Genomic DNA, 19887 nt, shown 5'->3' with positions numbered 1-19887 from the left:
ATTACAACACTGAATTTTGCAGCCGCTTGCTCCCATTTTGTCCTGTTTTTCTCCATGTGGAACGACTTGCCGCTTCCGCTTGGTCCCAGACAAAAGAAGTTGGAGTTGTCTGTCAGCTTATTGCGCCCTTCCTTGCCAGTAATGTCGATGGCCACGGGCACGCCTTGGCGGTCGGTGTAGTATATCTTCAGCGGGGTGTCCTCGCTGTGCTGGATGCGTTCTTTGTACATCAGGCAGGCGGCTGCATCGCCGAGGGTGAGGAAGCGGTCGTAGTCCGGACTCATGCCGTAACAGTTGCCGGGAAACGAAGCCACGAACAGTTCCAGCTGGTTGTACGCCCGCTTGCTGATGTGGATGCCGAGCCTGCCGAAGCTGTTCTCCAAGTAGTTGGTGGGCTTTTGCAGGTCGGTACCCTTGTCACAGCACACCATGAGGTTGTAGTGCATATAGACAAGCTGCTTGCTCTCCCTCGCCACCACGTCCTGCACGCGCTTGATGTCCTCCACGGCCATCAGGTTCGATGGATTGGGGATGCTGGCATGGCGGTTCTTCTTCTTTTCCAGTGCGGCAAGCTCCTTTTTCTGGCCGGGCATGAAAATCATCTGGTTGTAAACCACCGTCCGTGCGTCGGGTATGCTGTCTATCATCGACACCAAGTCCACGGGCATCTTGGTGTTGTTTACCTCGATGTTGGTGAACGGGCGTACCAGCGAGGGCAATCCTGCGCTGTCCACATCGACGATGGAAAACACCTTGCATTTCCTGCCGCCCATCTCCACGCATTCCTCGCCCGCCTTGAAGCTGTCCATCGCCACGGGCTTGCCCAAGAAGTCCATCGTGAAGTAGTGGTCAACGTAAGTACTTGCTTCTGCCTTGTCCAGGAACTGGGTACGGATGCCTGCATCGCGCAACTGGTCTTTCACCTTGCGTATCTTTACCAGGAAGTCCTTCCACCGTTTGTCATCATAGGAGAACAGGTTGCCCTTGCGGTTCTCCTGCGTCACGGTCAGGTAGGTGCGGTTGTCGGTGTACTTTCTGCCTTTGAAATAGCGGAAATAGGATTCGCTCAGGAACTCGTGTCTGCCGTTGCCTGTTTCCTCGAAGCCCTGCCTCGTGAAGATGTCCTGCTTGTGCATGGCATAGCCCTCGCCGAGTGTCTGGGCAAGGGCGGTGAATAAACGGGTATATTCATAGTAGCTGTCGATGTCAGCGGAGAACTTCTGCACCGGATTTTCGATGCGCAGGATGGCGGAGTATTCCCCGGTCTTGGTGTAGAGAATGCCGATGCCGTCTACGTCCTCAATGGAGAAATAGATTTCCCGAAACATACGTTTGCGCTTGCAGCCCGTGCCGAATGCCCGGACGGAGATGGCCATGCCCGCCAAAAGTGCCGTGAATGTCAATAGTACGTATAGTGTCATGGGGTCTTCTTCATTTTAGAATAGGTAGAAAAGTCGTAGTTTCGCCTGGGTATACCGCTTAGATAACCTTCCAGTCACGATGCCGTGGGAGAAGTCCATCAGATAGAAGGTCTCCTTGCCGCTTTCGGAGCAAGTGAGGTATTCGCCTTGCAAGGGGGGTATCAGGCCTTTCAGCGTGGAGGGCTTGGCACATTCCAGCAGGTAATAGAGCTTGGCCAATTCACCGAGTGAGGGCACATAACCGCCGGGATGCCGTGCCGTCTCTTGCAGCATGGTTCGCCTGCCCAAAGGAGAATTTCGCTTGGTTTGTCCATCGGCTTCCACCAGTCCTTGCGTAAGGGTTGCCCCATCAGTATAGCCCAAGGCGCAATCGCTCGAATAGGGCATTCCTGGCTTGTAGATGACCTTGTCATCCTCGCCGATGCCGGTGGTCGGATTGACAATGCCTTCTTTTCGTTTCCCGTCAATGGTCGGGAATCGCCTGCCGCTTGAAACGCCGTTTCCGGAGAATACGAACGATCCCGGACAATCAGATAAGGCAACCGCTTTGCCGTGCTTGCCGTCCGTTTCCATGACCACGGCCATGGAAAGAGTGTCACGCTTCGCCTGTATCGTCCCGTCCCTTTGCAGGTAATGCCCCGTTTGCACGGAATCAACCGGCATCATCCGGAATTTATACGCCAGGCTACGCTCCGGCTCCACCCAACTGCTGTTGATGGCCACGCCCTCGTTGCCTTTGCGGATGGAGAGGTGCGTCATGCTTCCTGCCGTTAAGGGTGGCAACATGGTACGCAACACATGGTCTTTGCCGTTGATGCGGATGATGATAGTAACGGAGCAGGCGGTTTCGGTCGGAATCAGGTAAAGGTCATGCTTCCTGCCGTTGTTCAGCAGGCAGTCCGTACTTCCTGCTTGTAGGCTGCCGTTGGCTTTTTTATCGAACCATCTGCCTGTGTAAGGCTGATAGCCACCTTCAGTATAGATGTCATCCCCGATGAGGGTGATGCCATCCAACCGGTCACGCAGGTCATCGCCCTCACAGACGATGCGTAGCAATGCCATGGAACTTTGCAGCCTGAATGTCGGTTGGATGGTAGTCCCGATGATGCGGCGGGTTTCTACTCCATAAAGGTTTTCATCGAACGGGGCGATCAGGCGGAGAGTATCGTTTGTCCCTAGTCCTTTTCGGAAAGGATAGCAAACGCTGACGGTCGCCGTCGTGTCGGAAGTGAGTGCATGACGGTTTGCCGACACATACACGTCTCCCTTCCGGGTGAACATCGCTCCTGCTAATGCCTGCCTTTCTTCGGGTATGGCAGTGCTTACGTCCATATATACGCCAAGGTGGGGCCATGCAGGGTTTGTTGCCTCCATACCCTCAATGCAGACTTTAATTGTTTGCGGGCTTTTTGCCACTCCATGCGTGTTTTCTCGCCCGATTCGATGGCGGCAACCGTGGGCTTGGGTTGCCTCTCTCCGCCGCAGGAGGCGAGCAGCAGCCCGATACATATCATTAGAAAGACTTGCATCCGTTCGTTGTTTTGTATGGTTCTTTAATCATTTCCGTATTTGCTGTTTTTATGGAGTAATATCATATCCCGCATCAAGGCCGCTTTAATCTTGGCATGGGCGTTTACAGTCCTTTGGAACGGGCATAGACGAACACGCCTTTGTCGTTCTTCTTGCTGTGAAGCCCCTTGCGCTGTTTGAGCAGGATGAGTGCCGCGCCGCTGCCAAGTGTCACCACCAAGACTATCAGCCCCGCAAGGAAACCGGAGAGGCAGTAAGCCACGATGAAGCCGACAATGGCACCACCGATGGCTCCTGCCGCCCAGTAGATGTACCTGCCCTGGATCCCCATGAATTCAAGAGGACGTTGCAGCCCCTTGAACATGGGGTATTCCAGTGGCCGGGTGTCGCCGTTTGTTCCGGGCATGGCTTAGCTGGTGATACCGAAGAACAACGGGAGTGCCTGTGCGGCGGCGACCAGGAAGATACAGGCGCCCACTATCATCATGATGGACTTCTTGACATCCTGTTCCTCGTTGTTCATCTTGATGTACACGCTAATGGCTCCCACGATGGCCACGACACCGGCGATGGCGTAACACAGCTTCACCACGTAAGGCACGTACTTGGCGATTTCGGTCGTCACAGTACCCAAAGCAGTCGTACCTGCCGTGTAATCACCTGCGGCGTTTTGGGCGAGTGCTGCGGTCGTCCCGACCAGCAGCATCAGGGAGAGCATTTTCAGCCTCCCGGAAGGGCGAAGACCCTTCATGCACTTGATGAGTTTTTCCTTAAACATTCTTTTTACCTTAAAAATTAAACACTATGTGAATTGTCTCGTTTCTTCCTGTCATACCCGGTAGCCGAAGAACGCCGGGAACACGATGGACGCGCCTATGATGAACAGGCAGGCACCGACCACCATCATGATTTCCCGTGTGATGCCTTCCTCCCTCGTGTTCATCTTGATGTAAATTTGCAGGCTGGCGTAGATGGCCACGATGGCGGCAACGGCATAGAGCAGGTAGAGGACATACAGCATCATGGTTACCACGTAGTCATGCATGAGTGCCAGCGCGTCCGCGCCCCAGCTGTAGTCCACTCCGCCGCATTTGGCCGAAGCGGGCAAGACTGCACACGCGCCAACCAACAGCCCCGTCAACCTGCGCATCTTACAACTCATTCCTCGTAATCTTCATGGGGGTTTTGAACAAGGTTTCCCGCTTGCCCTCCAACAATTCATGGAGTTCGGGAGCGGTCATGCCTTCCTCGCTTGTTATGTCGGCTTCATACAGGGCCGACTTGATGCGATCCGCCTTTTCTTCGGCTTCACTCTGTTGCTCTTCGGTAGGCTGCCCGGCAGCATCTTCTTCCTCACTTTTTATCGGGTCGGCCGACGTATCTCCTGAACTGCCCACATGGAAGCTGTCACCTGATTCGCTGACTTGCACGGATTCCTCTTCCTCCATGCCTTCCAAGTCAAACACCTCCTCGGTAGAGTTGGTGCGTCCTTTTTTGCCCTGCAAGTCCTTGGCAATGACCACCGCATAATAGATAGCGTAGGCTATTGTCAGCACAAAGGCAAATATCATAAATGGACTCATTGCTTTGTCTGGTTTATAGGTTTACAATCTCGTTTTGCCTGCAAAAGAATAATGGAAAAGCCGTCTTGTGAAACCTCTGACTGAAATACTGGGCTGTTTTAACTTGATTTTTCTTCGCGCGGAGAAATCATACTTTCAATCATACTTTGACAATCTTGCTAAAGACAGTTATACTTACTACGCTTGTTCAGTTATACTTGCCTGACCAACGAAGTAAATCTTCTATGGGCAACGAAGCGTATTAGCCGTCCACGGCTGTTGTTTTTCCTGTGCGAAGGTAAGGCGGTCGGGAAGCTGCAAGGCGCAGTTCCGGGAGGGCGGTCAGCTTCCTCCTTGCATTCGTTCCCTCCTTTCCGCCTTGGCTCTTGCACGTAAAAACAAGTCCCTTTGGACGGGTAAAAGCCCGACGGCAGGGAAGGAGCAAGAAGTCTAACATTAAATTATCAAAACGATGAAACAGATTATTTGGTCAAACGACAGCTTTATGGACGACGAGGCACGGGAGTATTACCAAGACTGCCAGCGTGAGTATTTGGAAGATGACGGTTACACGGTGAGCGATGAAGAATGGGGCGAGGAAGTGTGCAGGTGGCTCGATGACGAACGCATGAACCTCAATGTGCAGGTGGACGGCGTGATAATCGCCTTTGGCGACCTGGGTCTGTGGCGTGGCCGCAGGCAGGGATACCAGATTTTGGGCAGCAACATCGCAGACATCCTGCATAGTTCCTGCGAGGATTGCGAATGGTACGGCGACAGCTATAACATCCGTGGACGCATGGCTCACCACGATGGCACGAATTATGTGCTTTACCGGGTGGCGAAAAGCCGGGAGGATGCCGAAAGGATAGCCGACAAGATTTACAACCTTGAAATTGACGAGAAAGGTTTCCGCAAGCTCACACGTTCGCTCTATCCCTACGTGGCCGACATCTACGGCTGGAAAGTCAGAGGCCGCAAACCGGCGTAAGGGCAAAAAGCAAGAAAGGACAGCCGTTCCCCGATGTGATAGGGCGGTTGTCCTTCCTTGCGATAATTGGCAAGCCAAAGCTTGCTTATACCTTTTATTATTTGTCTAACCTGTTATAAGCAGCTTGCTGATAAACTACTCTACAACAAGAAGTGCTTCAAGTTTTGCCGCTTCGTCTTTCAATTTTTGGGGTTTCTGTTTGGCCAACTTAGCAAGATTAACAAGTTTCCATTTAACAGACGGGTAATCTTTGAAGTATTCAAACTCATACCCATTCCATTTCGGTTCGCCAAGTTCGAAACTGACCAAAAATCTCTTGTCATCATCAGTCATCAACCGGTTGACTTCGGTTATCAGTTTAGTCCTTGTTCCCTCAAATTCCTCGTATGTGAAAGGAATGTCCGTCATGCCATCAAATTGGTTTACCATTGCCACACGTTGGTCTATAAGCCGCGGGGAAAACGATTCATGGATAGGACGGTCGCTGCCAAGCAAGTTAAAGATAAGTCCTTCCCTGCAATCTGCCATCGGCAAATCCATATATTTCACATCAAACAGGTCACGGGGATGTTGCCGGGAAAGAGCCGCCGCAATCTTCCCGCCGTATAGCTGTGTCAGTGGAACTATGTCAGCCTCACAATAGAGTCCGAACTCCTCTTGTGCCTTGTCGCTCAGTGGCATGGTTAATGCCTCACCACCGACAAGACCTCTCTTGGTCTGGTTCACCTCCACCTTGACTTGTTTGCCCCGGTATTCACAAAGTAGTTTGCAGATGTCGTACTTAGGCACGATGTGCATCCCTTTGAAAGCCTTTTCAGCTTTCTCTTTGATGGATTTCAAGTGCAGGTTGATGTCTTCCAAACTTTGGTTTCTGTCTGCCAATGGAGTATATGTCAGGTCTATATCAACCGAATAGCGAGGTAAGTTCTTAAGAAATAGGTTGATGGCAGTGCCACCATGCACGGCAAATACGCCCTCTTCCATGACAATTGGCATCAGTCGCAACAGAAGTTCCACTTTCTGAGCGTATATCTGTGTATTGGCGTTGTTTCTATTCATATTCAGCAAGTTCTTTGGGTATGGTCATATTATATTTAGCGATGTATTTTCCAGTGGGCACTATCATATATCGTGATGTGCCCAATGTTACAGAATCAAGTTTTAGAGCCTTGAACCAAGGGTGGGCCGCTTTTTCTGCCATATAAACAAACAGTCGTTTTACCTTTTGCGAAGTGCATGATTCAAGCAACGATTGCACCAGTTTAGGGCGAAGCGTAGTCAGACTCTCCATGATGTAATACATATCCAGCAAGGAGGAAGCTGCATCTGGCAGATGAAGACATTCCAAGAATGCCCTTTCAGGGGAAGAAACGAGCAAACTGTTACTTTCAACAACCATTGGTTCGACTGCCTTCAAGTCTGTTCCAAGGAAAGAGGTTGTCATATACTTGACAGCCATGTCCCAATTCCCTTGAACAATCCATAAGGGCAGTTTGTTTTCCTTGTCGGTAAACAGGTAGGCTTTAGGCTTGCCGAGGGAAAGATAATGTGAATACCCCCTTAATTCCAAAGCGGTATAAGCGCCCACGATGCACTGTTTACCAAGTTGCGAATTGTAAGCCGCCACCGTTTGCAGCAATGTGGGCGATTTGCCTTTCAAAGCATAAACGCCTTTGGATATACGAGTGAGCCAACCCCTCTTCATGTACGAATGTTGCTCCTTGGAGTTAAGTCCCTGTTTCGTGAGCCAATTCCCGAAAAACAATGAACTATTTGGATGCGATTCCAATATTTGCTGTATTTTTGTTGCCATATTCGCCTTTATTATGAATTTGACGATATTTACCATGCAAAAATACTGCATCCATCCCGAACTGCCAAATATTCCAAGGCAATTCTTTGTGATTCTTGCGGAATATTTTCATTCAAATTCGCATAAATAAGGAATTGCAGACTCTGTAATAAGCAAATCCGTATTATTACGGCATCTTTTTCTTACCAACAAGGATGTCATTGAGGTCTTTGTAGAGCGGGTAGGTTTCCATCATGTCATGCACGGCATCGCCTTTGATTTCCCGTAGCATGTCCACCACACGCCGTCCGGCATCGTCATTGTCGAGATAGCAATAGATGTGCTTGTAGGTTTTCAGCCGTGACAATGCCTTGGGCAAGTTGTTTGCCAAGTTCAACACCAACAGGTCTGCGCCATAACAGGGTACGGACAACCGTTCCCGTTTCCGCAAGGTCAGAAAGGACAAATAGTCCATGAACCCTTCGAACAGGCATACGCAGTCTGTTTGTCCTTGGGAAATGAATGACACCGCTTTCGGAGCAATGCACCCCTTATAATAGGGATTGCGTATCTCATAGCCTCCCGCCTCGTTGGGGAATGCAATGGCATAGTAACTATTTCCATGGCAGGTGTAATGCGCTTCCCAACATTCTTGACTGGCTATTTCCATATCTATGCCTCGTTTGGAAAGGTAGGAAAGCAATGGTAAGGATTCCAACAATTCCAACCGCAGGTTTTGGAATACGGTTGCTTTCAGTTGCGTCCTATCAGGAGCTGATTGTTGCGGATGCGGAACGAATGTCCGTATCCTGAGAGGTGCAGCAGGAGCAGCCTGCTCAATCATTTTTAATATTTTAGGAATGTTGTGGGTGCGGTACACCAATACCGCAAGGTCGATAATGTCGCCGCTCTTGGCTGTAGCGAAGTCATACCATATATTGCGGTTCTTGTTTACTTTGAAGGACAGATCTTCGTCCTCTCGGTATGGTGCGTAGTACCATGCGTAACATGATGTTACCTTGACCGGATAAATCCCTATTGCCAATAAAAAATCCACAATTGGAATTTGTCGGATCAATTTAATGTTCATCCGCTTTATGATAGGCATTTCTGTTCAATTTTAGATTTCCATCGCTAATTCAATGCTTCTTTTGTTACTGCACAACCAACTGTCGAGCTCTTTTCGGTTAAAGAATATCAACTTTCCATGGGGCTTATAATGAGGAACTTCTTTTCCATTCAACAGTTTATATAATTGACTGCTTGAAAGTCCTGTATAAAGGCAGGCTTCCTTAAAGTTTAAGGTTTCCTTTGAATAAGAAAGCATCCGTTCTAACCTGTCTATCTGTGACTGTATGGCACATAATCTTAAGAAACAAGAAGAACAATTTGGTGAATTTGTATGACTTTTGCTTTGTACCATAATTTCAAATTCTTAAATATTACAGAGTTTACCTGCAATATAATTATTGTACGTATTTTGGCTGATTATTCCATTAGATTTCATGTATTGAATATAATTTTTGGATGTACGCTCTTTGACATCCAACATCTCACACAACAATTCTGATAATTCACTGTATGACAGGGATTTTCTTGTGTAGAATATTTCTTTGGCAACATTGATTAAATCGTTGCGTTTACGACGCTCCTTATCTTCAACGGGTTTTTCTCCTGCAAAAATGTGCATGTCTTTATCCGTATCCCAAGAGAACTGCAACAAAGGAACATCCAGTGGGCTTCCATCACGTACTTTTATAGCCTTCACTACCGAATAAACAGGATTATCATCTTTCTCTATGGAAATAATTGCAGCTGCCTTACGTTGGAGTTCCGATCCGATATGCCCTCGTAATTTGATCCCGTTCGGTACAAAATGCAACACACAGATAATACAGGTGCGGTAGATGCCTGCTAAACGATAAAGCTCGTCTACAATGGCGACGCTCTCAGCTTCGTCGTTTGCAGAACGTATCAGATCAGCTATGCCATCAATGACCACAAGGTGGATACCACCGAACCTATGGTAATACAAATCCATACTATCCCTTATTATATCCAACCGTTCTTTTCTGGAAAGAGAGGCAAGATAGAATGAATGATAACTGTCGGGCATATGGGACAAACCACTTCTTTTCAAGGTTTTTGTCATATTCTTATATAGCTGGTATTCTGATTGTTCCGTGTCATAATGCAGGATTGCTTTGTGCTTGAAATTCGGAGTGATGTCAAGTCCCAATGTGTCAATCTCAGAATATTCGTCTACCTCTATCAGGGTTCCTGCAATGATCGCTGAAATAAAATTGCTTTTGCCTGTACCTTCTCCACCCGTAACGCATAATAGATTGTCATAGGTACCAAGTGGAACATTGTTGACTGAGACTACAGTTTTTGAATTTTGCGGGGGATTGTTATAATCCATTTCACATGATTTTATTAGCATGAGTGTATTTGAATAATATTTTTCAAGCGCACCCGTTATTAATGCCTGGAGGTCTGATTTTGTTTTGCCGGATGCGAAAAAATCTGAAATGTCTTTCTCCTTTTTAGTTCCGGGTAAAGGCAGTTCGATCCTTATGACATTATGCCCTGATAATGTTGAGCATTGTCGCAAAGATTCTCTTTTACCCGTTTCGTCAGAATCATACAAGAATATGATATGCCTGAACTTTCTCTCTAACATTTCTATGATTTGTATAGGTATTGTAGCTGTTTCACTATTGAAGCACAAAGCATGGAATCCCTTCGCATACAAAGACATTACATCTTTCTCACCACCCGTAATAAAAACGATGTCACCTTTATTGGGCAATTGTTCAAAGCCAAAGCAATAGGTATCTGGCATTTCTCCGCCATATAGGAAACGGTATTTCTTGTTCATTGGGCGGTATATCTTGACGTACCCTAATCCCTTATATGCAAAAACAGGGTCTATTTCGGAACTTTTGATTTTGAAAGGTTCGTTATTCCTGTTCACGCTTTTGAATACATTGACCGATGATACATGAAAAGTGTCCAAAACAACTTTAGTAATGCCGTATTGTTGCCAATATTCCAATTCGGAACATGTGAAGGTCTTCTCTACAATTTCATATATTGGGACGTCCACCTCAATGATTTGTATCGTGGCTTCTTTATTACGCCTTATCGGATGAAGGGATTGTTTTGAATCTGTAACAACATCCAGATGAAGGTCTTTTGCTATCAGATTAATTATACTTACAAAGTCCGTCTTTAAATTCAGCCCTTTCAATGTAGCCACAAACCAAAAACAATCTCCGGAATAGCCTTCATTGCCAAAGTCTTTCATCTTAAACATCATCGAATGCTTGTCAAAATAGATGTTACACGAAGCGTTTTTATCTTCATATAGGGGATTCCTAAAGTTTTTTCCGGGCTTGAAGGGCATTCCTAAATAGTATTTGAATACATCCAACCCTCGGTTAGTCCTCTCAAGTATCTCGTCTTTGCTTATCATTTCGTTTTATCTTTAGTGACATAGCCGTTCAGAATCACATTGTCTTTAAACTCCATGAGCCTTTTCAAGGCTTCTTCTTTAGGCGTAGCTGGAACCTTGACTTGGTAACATTTTATGGCGACGAAAAGAGATTTGTAGTAATATCTCACATCACCCGAATTAGCGTAGTGATACTTTACCAACCCGTTTTTCCGCCACCTGTACAGGGTGGATTCTGATATTCGCAAGACCTCCATTACATCTTTGCTGCTCATTTCCAAAGCATCGTCAATATCCTTGTTCAACTCCACAGTTCGCTCAATATAGCTTTCTATTCTATCCAATTGCTCTTTCAATTTCAGAAAGGCTGCACTGTCAATTGTGATAACTTCCATATTTATAAGTTTTTATTATTTCTTTTGCATGGAAACTAGAACTTTTTCCAATTTTTGTAGCTCTTCAATGCGTTGTACACCTATCTGAATAGTCACAGAATAAGTGTAGGCTGTGGGGCTTGCATCTCCTGCAAATAATTCAGCAATGGACATCTCCAACACTTTGCAATACTTTTCTATAATGCATAGTTTTACATTGCCTGCATCGCTCTCAACCCTGGATACAGTCGAAGGCGAAACATCCAGTTGTTCAGCCACATACTCTTGCGAATAGTTCTTTTCTTCACGTTTCCTTTTCAGTTTTGCACCGATATTGTCCATATTTTACAAATTTAGTGGCACCTGCAATTGGTTGTATTGCACAATATGCAAACATTTGCAGAGTACGCACCAAACCTTTCAACAGGTGCAAGTTTAATATATATGTAGGAAGATAATAAATACAAGCGAGAACCAGCTGCATGAATATGAATGGGATGTTGCATGAATTCTTATTCATACAGATGATGAATAATTTTTATTGTAGTTAATTTCCTCTTTCATAATAATGGACTAAAACGCTAATTTATCAGCAAAATTACTATATCTTATGCCAAAGTTACATATATTTTTATACCTTTGCATAATAATCCACAACATCCTATGGTAGATAAAGATATAAACAGATTAAAAGTAGTGCTTGCGGAAAAAAACGTACTGCTAAATGGTTGGCCGTAATGCTCAGCAAAGACCCTACAACAGTTAGTAAATGGTGTACGAATAAATCCCAACCATCTTTGGAGATGCTCATGAGAATAGCTGAAGTGCTACAAGTAGACGTTAAGGATTTATTAGTCTCCAATATTCCTTCAAGGGCTGAAAAAGTAATCATCATACAAAATTCATAATATGAGGATAAAGGACATAACAATAAGGAACTTTCGTGGTTTTACAGAACGATCTTTCATTTTTGATTCAAGAATGAATGTTGTTTTAGGAAATAATACAACAGGTAAGACCACGTTACTTCATGCCGTGCAAATAGCATTGGGCGCTTTTTTGCAAGAGTTGACTCTCGTCACCGGATGTGCCAGAAACACGAAAGATAGCGATGTCGTAAGGAAATACAGTGAATTGACTAAAAGTTTTCAAAAACAGCAGGCGAAACCAGTTTTTGAAGTAAATGCTTGCTTCATTGATGGAAACTACAATTTCACATCAAAGGAATACTCCTGCCAAGAAAAGGACATCAAATGGCTTAGACTTGGTCCCAAAAATTCTCGTAAAAATGCTGGGGAATTGAAAGATATGGTGGCTAATATGGAACAGAAACGACGTGATGCTGACATAACAAAAACAACATCGGTATTACCGTTAATGATATCATTCGGTGCTTCCCGTCTTGAGAACAACTATAATGGGGCAGAAAAAACAAAAGCACGTGCTTCGAGGGAAGAAAAGGCATATAAATGTGCGTTGGATGAAAAAGTGGACTTCAAAAGCGCATTTGACTGGATTTATAGATTTGATAAGGAACTGGATAAAGGGCGTGAATTTGCAGGGTCTAACATTGCCTTTCTGAATGCGTTATCTGATGCCATACCTGCATTAAAAGTAATTGAGATTGACCGGAAAAACAATGAGTTTACTGCCGAAATACAGATGGCAAAAGATCCACAACCCTACTGGCTCACGTATGACATGATGAGCGACGGTTTTAAGTCGATGATAAACATCGTCGCAGAAATCGCCTATCGGTGTATTGAACTCAATGGTTTTTTAGGTGTAGACGCGGTAAAAAAGACACCGGGAATTGTCATGATAGACGAGGTGGACTTATATTTACATCCTCATTGGCAAAAGCACATCCTCTTGGATTTGCAGACCGCATTTCCAATGATGCAGTTTATTGTGACTACTCACTCGCCGTTTATCGTGCAAAGTGTGAAAAGCCAGAATGTAATTACTTTGGACGGGGTAAAGGGTATTGATGACCCGAACAAACGGAGTATTGAGGAAATCGTTATAAATGAGATGAATATGGATACAGTCAGAAGTGCCAAATACAATGAAATGGTAGAAAAAGCGGAAGAATACTACCGGCTTGTGAAGGAAGAAAAGGCAGACACGCCAGATGCTCTAAAGGTCAAGAAAGAGTTGGATGAGATAGAAAGCCTGTTTTCTGACGACCCGGCTTATGTGGCACTTCTTAGAGCAGAAAGGAATGTGTTATGAGGCCTGTTGAGAAATGGAATCCTGAGAATGAGCCACGCATCAATGAAAATTATCCCAATTATAAAGATGCAAAGCACCCTTTATGCATGAACTTGGGAACGATATGTTCTTATTGCGAAAAATCTTATGACGATGAACGGGACTTGCAGGTTGAACATATCCAACCTAAAAAATACAAAGATGCTGATGGCAACTATATCTATGCCCATCTTGAAACCGCATGGAGTAATTTCTTGCTTTCCTGTCCAACTTGCAACGGAGCAGACAACAAAGACACAAAAAACGTTGTATATGGAAGTTGCCACTTGCCACACCTCAACAACACTTTTCTGAGCCTTTGCTATAAAGCAGGAGGCGTGGTAGAAGTTAATCCTTCTTTAAGCGGAAAATCAGCGAACAATGCCCGTGCGTTGCTTGAGCTTGTGGGACTAAATAAAGGACCGAAAGATTCAAGTGCGAAAGATTATCGATGGAGGATAAGGTTGGAAAAATGGAACTTGGCAAACATATATCTGGAAAAATATATAGCTGGATCAGTTGATGTTTATACGATTGTCGATTTAGTCAAGGGGCATGGTTGCTGGTCTATATGGTTTACTGTATTTAAAGGACATGATGAGGTACGGAAAGCCCTTATAGAAGAGTTTCCAGGCACAGCAGCTTCTTGCTTTGACGCACAAAACCATTTTGAACCAATCTGTCGGAATCCACTGGATGACGAGGATCCTGTATAATTCTTAATGCAAGTTAAAGCGATATAGACAACATCCAATGGTTCCTTTATTCACCCTTAGTGCATGGTGCAAGCCTCCTTATATAAGGGGCTTGCACCATGCACTAAAAGTGTAGCAGAAATAATCCTAAAAAATTTATTTTCAAACATTTGGAGATTAGTTCGAAAATAACTACTTTTGTACCCAAAAGAAGTGACGATAGAGGTCGTCAGATGGACTTCAGGAAGCATTCAATGCTGTGCTACAAGATTGCTACAAAACGCCAATACGGTGTAACGCAAAAGCGTAATATACAGAGAGTTAGTGTAAAGGTTCATTACCCTCTCTCTCCGCAATAAACATTGAGATTCAATGTTTTATAGAGTTAACACCCGATTTTACACCCAAGAATGTAAAGTCGGGTGTGTTATTTATATAAATAATAGCTATGCATAAAAACCAACTACCTTCATATGGCGAATCATTAGCATCTAAATTCCCTGAAATAGCAAAGGAATGGTGTTATGAAAAAAATGGTAATTTAATACCAGAAACAACTTTTGCGGGTTCCCATAAGGAAGTATTTTGGAAATGTGCTGAATGTGGTCAAATTTATATCCGCTTGCCCGTTATTCAGGACACCCGCCGCATAGATAGCGTAGCCTAATTCTACGGCTGCTATTTTGGTTGCAGTCCACCGGAAAGGGTGTTCCGGTAAGAAAGACCGACTTTTTGCGATGATTACTTGCTTATCAACCCCATGTAGCTTTTTATTCAGATAAATGCAAAGCATATCATTCGCTAATATTTGTGTTGCTTTGTGGTCGTAACAAGTGGAAAACTCCGGATCACGGTCATAAGGTATACAATTCGGACACAGTTTAAAATCAATATGCCCCCGTACAAAATAGTGATTGTCTAAGTGGGTCGCTTTAGAACGGTAATATTGGTAAAAATCCAAATTACTTTCAAAATAGGAAGTCAATTCATCCAATCTGTCGTTATAATACTTTTTTAAGACTTCAATACTTCCATGCGGTTTTCGCATTTCGGTATTGTAAATCTCTGTAAAGTATAATAATCTACTCAATACTTCCGGTTTGATGTGTTTGAAGAAATAAATTTCTTCTTCTTTGCTGCTGAAAGGATGATTGACAATATATGTCCTCAAATCTTCAAGTGACCGTTGCAGGAACTCGACTACATCGAGAACTACCTCTATTGAGATATTCCAATTATCAACATCTATTTTTTCATAGATAGCGCAGTCTATGTTTCTTATAAATTCTTCAAAATCAATTTCATTGCTCATGTTATAACGGTTGTCTTAATGCCGAAAAATGTATCTTTATTATGACTTTTGTAAAAGGCAGAATGCCGGAAATGTTAGGAACAAACATTTCCAGCACCAAGCCTTTTTACGATAAAGTTAGATTAAGACTTTTGCCCTATTGTTATTCTGTAGCCGGAAACCAGCTTCGTGTGTTATTGGCAATCCTTACTAACATCAACATCACCGGAACTTCGACTAGTACGCCCACCACCGTAGCTAATGCAGCCCCGGACTGTAAACCAAAAAGAGAAATAGCCACAGCAACTGACAATTCAAAGAAATTACTTGCCCCAATCATTCCGGCAGGTGCGGCAACATCATGGGGTAATTTCCACCATTTCGCCCAACCGTAAGCAACGAAGAATATCAGAACCGTTTGCAACACAAGCGGAACTGCAATCAATAAGATATGCAGGGGATTGTTCAGTATCGTTTCTCCTTGAAAGGAAAACAGGATAATAAGCGTTAATAGCAATCCAGCTACCGTATAATTATCAAATTTCTTAATAAATACGTTATTGAAATAGTCCACTCCTTTGCGACGAATAACCATTATACGGGTAATAACCCCGGCAGCAAGTGGTATCACAACAAATAATACTACGGATAACAGCAGAGTGTCCCACGGGATAGATACGCCACCAACTCCCAGCAGGAAAGCTACAATAGGCGCAAATGCTACTAATATGATTAAATCGTTTACCGCAACCTGTACCAGCGTGTAAGCGGCATCGCCTTTCGTTAAGTAACTCCATACAAATACCATCGCCGTACAAGGTGCAGCCCCCAATAATACCGCCCCGGCTAAATATTCTTCGGCTAACCCGGCAGGTATAAAGGTTTTGAAAACCACATAGAAGAAGATATAAGCTATTCCGAACATGGTAAACGGCTTTATCAGCCAGTTTGTAACGCAAGTCACCATTATCCCTTTCGGACGCTTGCCAACATTCTTAACGCTTTGAAAATCCACTTTTAGCATCATTGGATAAATCATTAACCAAATTAGAATGGCCACGGGTATAGACACATTGGCATACTCGAATTTGCTTAATGTTTGCGGAATTAGTGGAAGCCATTGTCCTACTGCAATTCCTATAATGATACATAAAGTAACCCAGATTGTTAGGTATTTCTCAAACAATCCAATGCCTTGATTTTTTTCCATATGTTATAGTTTTACTTTGAGAGTTTCAGTATGCGTATCGCGCCTCTAATGACGATGAGAAAGACAATGATGCCTATGATCAAATCAGGGGCGTTGCTGTTCAATAGTCCAACCAACAGCCCTGCAACGATGACTCCTATATTGACAATGACATCGTTGGCTGAGAAAATAACACTGGCTTGTATGTGGGCCTCCTTGCTCTTTGTGCGCTGCAACAACCATAGAGAGGCTGTATTGGCGATTAGTGCAATGAACGAGATGACAATCATAACTAAAAAGTCTGGGGGCGTTTCGAGGCCCATAAAGCGTTTGATAACTTCGATGAGCCCCAATACAGCCAGTGAAATTTGAAGGTAGCCACTGAGTTTTGCTACTTTTTGCTGACGGGCTATAGTTGTTCCAACAGCCATCAGACTCATGCCGTAAACCAAAGCATCTGCCAACATATCCAAACTGTCTGCGACCAAGCCCATCGACTGGGAGATGATGCCTGTTGTGGCTTCTATGATGAAACATAGAAAGTTGATGACGAGCACCCAACACAACGCCCGTCTCTGAACTTTGGAGGTGGTTTCAGACTTTGCTTCATCGCAGAGAGAAGATGCTGTTAGCTTGGCACCGAGGTTTAATGTTTCAAGCTGTTCCTGAATCGACTTCACTTCCCCGTGATGGATGACAACTAAGGTTCTTTCCGCCAAGTCGAAATAGAGACGCTCCACTAAGGGGCTATTGCCTAATTTCAGACGGATTAAATTTTCCTCGCATGGGCAATCCATCTTTGGAACATTGAACTTAGAGATATATTGGTGCATTATTCTTGTTTTCCTTGGATATGGTCGATGTAGAACTGATAGAAGCGGGCTTTTATTTCATCCCGTACCCGATGAAATTCACTGTTTATAAACTCCGGCGTTCCGGTTGCTTCTGATGGGTCGTCAAATCCTATATGCAGCCTGTTCCTTACTTCACCCGTAAACATCGGGCAGCTTTCGTTTGCCCCACCGCAGACCGTAATAACATAGTCCCATTCCTGTCCTATATATAGGTTTACACTTTTAGGGGTATGGTGGGTTAAATCTATACCCATTTCATCCATAACCTTTACCGCCATCGGATTAACCTTTTCAGCAGGTTTTGTTCCTGCTGAAAAGACATCCAGTTTATTGTCAAATGATTGCAAAAAGCCATGTGCCATTTGGCTGCGGCAGCTATTTCCTGTACAAAGAATTAAAATCTTCATGTTTTTAGTTGTTTTTCCAAGCTATCAGGGCAGCATTTCCCTTTGATAATTCTTCTACTTTCTTAATCCAAGCCAATTCATTTTGCGCCTTTGCCCGCAAGAAAGAATTTTCGGTGCCTGTTAATGACAAGCAAGCATTCACGACCCACCATTTATTATTAATCCCGGCACGTTGTAAATCCATTTGCAAACGTTCGGCTTCAAAAACGGGTGTTGCTTCGGGCAGGGTCACAATAACGACTTCTGTTTCCTGCTGGTTTCTCAAACGTGGTAACAGCTTTCTTACAGAAACGGGAGTGTCGCCATGTGTACGTTGCACTTCTTTATGGTAACTTTCCGTTGCATCCAGCAATAACAACGTGTGTCCGGTAGGTGCGGTATCAATCACTACGACTTCATTTTCCGCCTTATCGACAATTTCAGCGAAAGCCCGGAATACTGCGATTTCCTGTGTACACGGTGAACGTAAATCTTCCTCTATATATTCCATATCTTCGGCAGTCATTGTTTCCGCAGCTTTACTGCGAACCTCGTTTTTATAGGCTTCCAATACTTCCGCTTCATCAATACGGCTTACCGTAATGCCCGCCTGAACAGCAAGGTTATAATTCAGATGGTTTGCCGGGTCAGTGGTGGTAAGATGCACTTTTGCACCCAGTTTTGTTAATTTCAGGGCTATTTCAGTGGCTAAAGTGGTTTTTCCCACGCCGCCTTTTCCCATAGTAAAAACAACCCTTTTTCCTGATTGATAGAGGTCGTTTACCAGTTCATCTATCCCTTTGGCATCGGTAATCCGCTGATAGTTCGCATCATTTGTTAAATTATCATTGTAAAGCATCCGGCGGATATTCGTAATATTAGATAAATTGTATGACCGTAAAGGAACATAATAAGACGGATATTCCAGCAGTTCCGCAGGGGTCTGTTTCAGGGCATTTTGCTGCCTGTCATATATCTGTTTCGATACGCTGTCGGCTTCATCTAATTGTAGCAAAAGCCCGTTGATTACCAATAGCTGGTTTTTAATTCCCAGTAATTGCAATTCATGTGAAGAACGAGCAGCTTCTTTTAGTGGTGCGATTTCGGGACGGCTAACCAACACTAAGCGGGTTGCATTTGCATCCGAAAGTGTTTCAACTGCCTGCTTATAGATACCTTTCCGTTCTTCCAAACCGGATAATTGACCTAAGCAAGATGCACCGTGCGTACTCTCACTAATAAATGTACTCCATGCTGATGGCAGTTGTAACATTCGCAACGTGTGTCCCGTGGGGGCTGTATCAAAGATAATATGGTCGTATTCTTTTGCTTTATCGGCATCCGTGATAAAATCGGAAAACTGGTTGAAAGCCGCAATTTCTACCGTACAAGAGCCTGAAAGTTGTTCTTCCATATTCTGAATTACACTTTCGGGCAGTTGTCCCCGGAAAGGAGCGATAACGCTTTCCCTGTATTCGGCTGCGGCTAGTTCCGGGTCGAGATTAACGACCGTCAAGCCGGGTACTTCTTGAATATCCGTACCGTGTCCGTTCAGTGTTTGATTAAACACATCTTGCAGGTTTGAAGCTGGGTCTGTACTGATAAGAAGTATTTTCTTTCCATTATCTGCCAAGCCTACCGCAGTAGCACAAGCAATCGAAGTTTTCCCTACACCGCCCTTTCCAGTGAAGAAAAGGTATTTCGTCAAATCTATATCTGATAAATTAAATGTTTTCATTTTTATATAATTAGCTGGTGAATACTCATTTTACTGGCATAAAATCCAAATTGATACCCGTCCATTCACTCATTTGTTTGGTGGTAGGATAGGTTTTTGAAACAGCGATTTCGCCGTCCACTAAAGTAATAGGCAGTGCATCCGCCCCATGTTTTTGCAGATGCTCGTTTACTGTTTTATTACTTACATACACTTGCGGTTCGTCACGTAAATTGTGACGGGTAACGATGATACCCTGTTTCTTCAATGTTTCAATAACAACCGCAATACGCATTAATTCAGGGTCAATATTTGTTCCACAAAGACCCGTAGGGCAACACATTGCCGGGTCGAAAATTTCTATCTTTTTCATAC

At 44.3% G+C, this 19887-nt stretch carries 22 protein-coding genes and 2 pseudogenes; 5 read left to right on the top strand and 19 right to left on the bottom strand.

Annotation, left to right across the window (positions count from 1 at the left end; translation table 11 throughout):
• The 6 genes from H6B30_RS06740 to H6B30_RS06715 form a co-directional block, all read right to left on the bottom strand.
• Window positions 1-1421 (bottom strand): TraG/VirB4 family ATPase (locus tag H6B30_RS06740; RefSeq protein ID WP_500684404.1); only part of this gene is annotated, 1421 nt, incomplete at its 3' end.
• 15 nt (window positions 1422-1436) lie between these two features.
• Window positions 1437-2837: a hypothetical protein gene (locus H6B30_RS06735; protein ID WP_239483672.1), complete on the bottom strand. Its 1401-nt coding sequence runs from the start codon at window positions 2835-2837 to the stop codon at window positions 1437-1439.
• Between the two features lie 217 nt (window positions 2838-3054).
• Window positions 3055-3357, bottom strand: a complete 303-nt coding sequence (locus H6B30_RS06730; protein ID WP_205108973.1) for a DUF4133 domain-containing protein — start codon at window positions 3355-3357, stop codon at window positions 3055-3057.
• Between the two features lie 3 nt (window positions 3358-3360).
• Window positions 3361-3702 carry a DUF4134 domain-containing protein gene (locus tag H6B30_RS06725; RefSeq protein ID WP_423804006.1) on the bottom strand — a complete coding sequence of 114 codons (342 nt, stop codon included), beginning with the start codon at window positions 3700-3702 and terminating at the stop codon, window positions 3361-3363.
• Window positions 3703-3780: 78 nt separating this feature from the next.
• Entirely contained in the window at window positions 3781-4101 is a 321-nt protein-coding gene (locus tag H6B30_RS06720; protein ID WP_239483704.1) for a DUF4134 family protein, read from the bottom strand.
• Window position 4102: 1 nt separating this feature from the next.
• A complete protein-coding gene (locus H6B30_RS06715; RefSeq protein ID WP_205108967.1) occupies window positions 4103-4534 on the bottom strand; it encodes a prolipoprotein diacylglyceryl transferase in 432 nt (143 codons plus the stop codon).
• A 451-nt stretch (window positions 4535-4985) separates the two neighbouring features.
• Here H6B30_RS06715 and H6B30_RS06710 point away from each other — a divergent pair, with 451 nt between their 5' ends.
• Window positions 4986-5504, top strand: a complete 519-nt coding sequence (locus H6B30_RS06710) for a hypothetical protein (protein WP_205108965.1) — start codon at window positions 4986-4988, stop codon at window positions 5502-5504.
• Window positions 5505-5639: 135 nt separating this feature from the next.
• On the opposite strand, the gene H6B30_RS06705 is transcribed toward H6B30_RS06710, so the two are convergent.
• The 7 genes from H6B30_RS06705 to H6B30_RS06675 form a co-directional block, all read right to left on the bottom strand.
• Window positions 5640-6563 carry a nucleotidyl transferase AbiEii/AbiGii toxin family protein gene (locus tag H6B30_RS06705; protein ID WP_205108963.1) on the bottom strand — a complete coding sequence of 308 codons (924 nt, stop codon included), beginning with the start codon at window positions 6561-6563 and terminating at the stop codon, window positions 5640-5642.
• The gene (locus tag H6B30_RS06700; protein ID WP_205102701.1) at window positions 6556-7317 is read right to left on the bottom strand and encodes a type IV toxin-antitoxin system AbiEi family antitoxin; all 762 of its coding nucleotides are present in this window, start codon (window positions 7315-7317) and stop codon (window positions 6556-6558) included. Before H6B30_RS06700 ends, H6B30_RS06705 begins: the two co-directional genes overlap by 8 nt.
• Before the next feature lie 166 nt (window positions 7318-7483).
• Window positions 7484-8386 carry a DUF8464 domain-containing protein gene (locus H6B30_RS06695; protein ID WP_087248330.1) on the bottom strand — a complete coding sequence of 301 codons (903 nt, stop codon included), beginning with the start codon at window positions 8384-8386 and terminating at the stop codon, window positions 7484-7486.
• Between the two features lie 30 nt (window positions 8387-8416).
• On the bottom strand, window positions 8417-8623 hold the full coding sequence (locus H6B30_RS06690) for a helix-turn-helix domain-containing protein (protein WP_239480707.1): 207 nt from the start codon (window positions 8621-8623) through the stop codon (window positions 8417-8419).
• A 108-nt stretch (window positions 8624-8731) separates the two neighbouring features.
• Entirely contained in the window at window positions 8732-10774 is a 2043-nt protein-coding gene (locus tag H6B30_RS06685; protein WP_205108961.1) for a toprim domain-containing protein, read from the bottom strand.
• Window positions 10771-11148 (bottom strand): helix-turn-helix domain-containing protein, encoded by a 378-nt coding sequence (locus tag H6B30_RS06680; RefSeq protein ID WP_013619299.1) that lies wholly within the window; start codon window positions 11146-11148, stop codon window positions 10771-10773. Before H6B30_RS06680 ends, H6B30_RS06685 begins: the two co-directional genes overlap by 4 nt.
• Window positions 11149-11163: 15 nt before the next feature.
• Complete coding sequence (locus tag H6B30_RS06675) at window positions 11164-11469, bottom strand: helix-turn-helix domain-containing protein (protein WP_013619298.1); 306 nt, start codon at window positions 11467-11469, stop codon at window positions 11164-11166.
• Between the two features lie 321 nt (window positions 11470-11790).
• Here H6B30_RS06675 and H6B30_RS06670 point away from each other — a divergent pair.
• The 4 genes and pseudogenes from H6B30_RS06670 to H6B30_RS16745 form a co-directional block, all read left to right on the top strand.
• A pseudogene (locus H6B30_RS06670) lies at window positions 11791-12035 on the top strand (helix-turn-helix transcriptional regulator).
• A 1-nt stretch (window position 12036) separates the two neighbouring features.
• The gene (locus tag H6B30_RS06665) at window positions 12037-13362 is read left to right on the top strand and encodes an AAA family ATPase (RefSeq protein WP_205108959.1); all 1326 of its coding nucleotides are present in this window, start codon (window positions 12037-12039) and stop codon (window positions 13360-13362) included.
• On the top strand, window positions 13359-14096 hold the full coding sequence (locus H6B30_RS06660) for an HNH endonuclease (RefSeq protein ID WP_205108957.1): 738 nt from the start codon (window positions 13359-13361) through the stop codon (window positions 14094-14096). Before H6B30_RS06665 ends, H6B30_RS06660 begins: the two co-directional genes overlap by 4 nt.
• Before the next feature lie 427 nt (window positions 14097-14523).
• Window positions 14524-14640, top strand: a pseudogene (locus tag H6B30_RS16745) (hypothetical protein); the annotation flags it as partial.
• Here the strand turns inward: H6B30_RS16745 and H6B30_RS06650 are convergent.
• The 6 genes from H6B30_RS06650 to arsD form a co-directional block, all read right to left on the bottom strand.
• Window positions 14617-15387, bottom strand: coding sequence for an RteC domain-containing protein (locus H6B30_RS06650; protein WP_239483670.1), 771 nt, complete (start codon window positions 15385-15387; stop codon window positions 14617-14619). The pseudogene H6B30_RS16745 and the gene H6B30_RS06650 sit on opposite strands and share 24 nt — an antisense overlap.
• A 142-nt stretch (window positions 15388-15529) precedes the next feature.
• Window positions 15530-16576, bottom strand: coding sequence for an ACR3 family arsenite efflux transporter (arsB, locus tag H6B30_RS06645; RefSeq protein ID WP_036790587.1), 1047 nt, complete (start codon window positions 16574-16576; stop codon window positions 15530-15532).
• An 11-nt stretch (window positions 16577-16587) separates the two neighbouring features.
• Complete coding sequence (locus H6B30_RS06640) at window positions 16588-17388, bottom strand: cation efflux transmembrane domain-containing protein (protein ID WP_205108953.1); 801 nt, start codon at window positions 17386-17388, stop codon at window positions 16588-16590.
• Window positions 17388-17816, bottom strand: coding sequence for an arsenate reductase ArsC (locus H6B30_RS06635; RefSeq protein WP_036865039.1), 429 nt, complete (start codon window positions 17814-17816; stop codon window positions 17388-17390). Before H6B30_RS06635 ends, H6B30_RS06640 begins: the two co-directional genes overlap by 1 nt.
• A 4-nt stretch (window positions 17817-17820) precedes the next feature.
• On the bottom strand, window positions 17821-19533 hold the full coding sequence (gene arsA / locus H6B30_RS06630) for an arsenical pump-driving ATPase (protein WP_205108952.1): 1713 nt from the start codon (window positions 19531-19533) through the stop codon (window positions 17821-17823).
• Window positions 19534-19558: 25 nt separating this feature from the next.
• Window positions 19559-19885 (bottom strand): arsenite efflux transporter metallochaperone ArsD, encoded by a 327-nt coding sequence (gene arsD, locus H6B30_RS06625; protein ID WP_005655270.1) that lies wholly within the window; start codon window positions 19883-19885, stop codon window positions 19559-19561.
• Between the last annotated feature and the right edge of the window lie 2 nt (window positions 19886-19887).

Source organism: Marseilla massiliensis, assembly GCF_016899955.1.
In the GTDB taxonomy this organism is placed as follows: Bacteria; Bacteroidota; Bacteroidia; order Bacteroidales; family Bacteroidaceae; genus Prevotella; species Prevotella intestinigallinarum.
This window is presented reverse-complemented; position numbering and strand designations above follow the sequence as displayed.

Bases quoted from the DNA above. Each gene is read 5' to 3' on its own strand.
- H6B30_RS06715 (WP_205108967.1), bottom strand. From the start codon at position 4,534: ATGAGTCCATTTATGATATTTGCCTTTGTGCTGACAATAGCCTACGCT.
- H6B30_RS06720 (WP_239483704.1), bottom strand. From the start codon at position 4,101: ATGCGCAGGTTGACGGGGCTGTTGGTTGGCGCGTGTGCAGTCTTGCCC.
- H6B30_RS06640 (WP_205108953.1), bottom strand. From the start codon at position 17,388: ATGCACCAATATATCTCTAAGTTCAATGTTCCAAAGATGGATTGCCCA.
- H6B30_RS06730 (WP_205108973.1), bottom strand. From the start codon at position 3,357: ATGCCCGGAACAAACGGCGACACCCGGCCACTGGAATACCCCATGTTC.
- H6B30_RS06725 (WP_423804006.1), bottom strand. From the start codon at position 3,702: ATGAAGGGTCTTCGCCCTTCCGGGAGGCTGAAAATGCTCTCCCTGATG.
- H6B30_RS06690 (WP_239480707.1), bottom strand. From the start codon at position 8,623: ATGCTTTCTTATTCAAAGGAAACCTTAAACTTTAAGGAAGCCTGCCTT.
- H6B30_RS06705 (WP_205108963.1), bottom strand. From the start codon at position 6,563: ATGAATAGAAACAACGCCAATACACAGATATACGCTCAGAAAGTGGAA.
- H6B30_RS06685 (WP_205108961.1), bottom strand. From the start codon at position 10,774: ATGATAAGCAAAGACGAGATACTTGAGAGGACTAACCGAGGGTTGGAT.
- H6B30_RS06650 (WP_239483670.1), bottom strand. From the start codon at position 15,387: ATGAGCAATGAAATTGATTTTGAAGAATTTATAAGAAACATAGACTGC.
- H6B30_RS06635 (WP_036865039.1), bottom strand. From the start codon at position 17,816: ATGAAGATTTTAATTCTTTGTACAGGAAATAGCTGCCGCAGCCAAATG.
- arsB (WP_036790587.1), bottom strand. From the start codon at position 16,576: ATGGAAAAAAATCAAGGCATTGGATTGTTTGAGAAATACCTAACAATC.
- arsA (WP_205108952.1), bottom strand. From the start codon at position 19,533: ATGAAAACATTTAATTTATCAGATATAGATTTGACGAAATACCTTTTC.
- arsD (WP_005655270.1), bottom strand. From the start codon at position 19,885: ATGAAAAAGATAGAAATTTTCGACCCGGCAATGTGTTGCCCTACGGGT.
- H6B30_RS06695 (WP_087248330.1), bottom strand. From the start codon at position 8,386: ATGAACATTAAATTGATCCGACAAATTCCAATTGTGGATTTTTTATTG.
- H6B30_RS06665 (WP_205108959.1), top strand. From the start codon at position 12,037: ATGAGGATAAAGGACATAACAATAAGGAACTTTCGTGGTTTTACAGAA.
- H6B30_RS06710 (WP_205108965.1), top strand. From the start codon at position 4,986: ATGAAACAGATTATTTGGTCAAACGACAGCTTTATGGACGACGAGGCA.
- H6B30_RS06660 (WP_205108957.1), top strand. From the start codon at position 13,359: ATGAGGCCTGTTGAGAAATGGAATCCTGAGAATGAGCCACGCATCAAT.
- H6B30_RS06680 (WP_013619299.1), bottom strand. From the start codon at position 11,148: ATGGAAGTTATCACAATTGACAGTGCAGCCTTTCTGAAATTGAAAGAG.
- H6B30_RS06675 (WP_013619298.1), bottom strand. From the start codon at position 11,469: ATGGACAATATCGGTGCAAAACTGAAAAGGAAACGTGAAGAAAAGAAC.
- H6B30_RS06700 (WP_205102701.1), bottom strand. From the start codon at position 7,317: ATGGCAACAAAAATACAGCAAATATTGGAATCGCATCCAAATAGTTCA.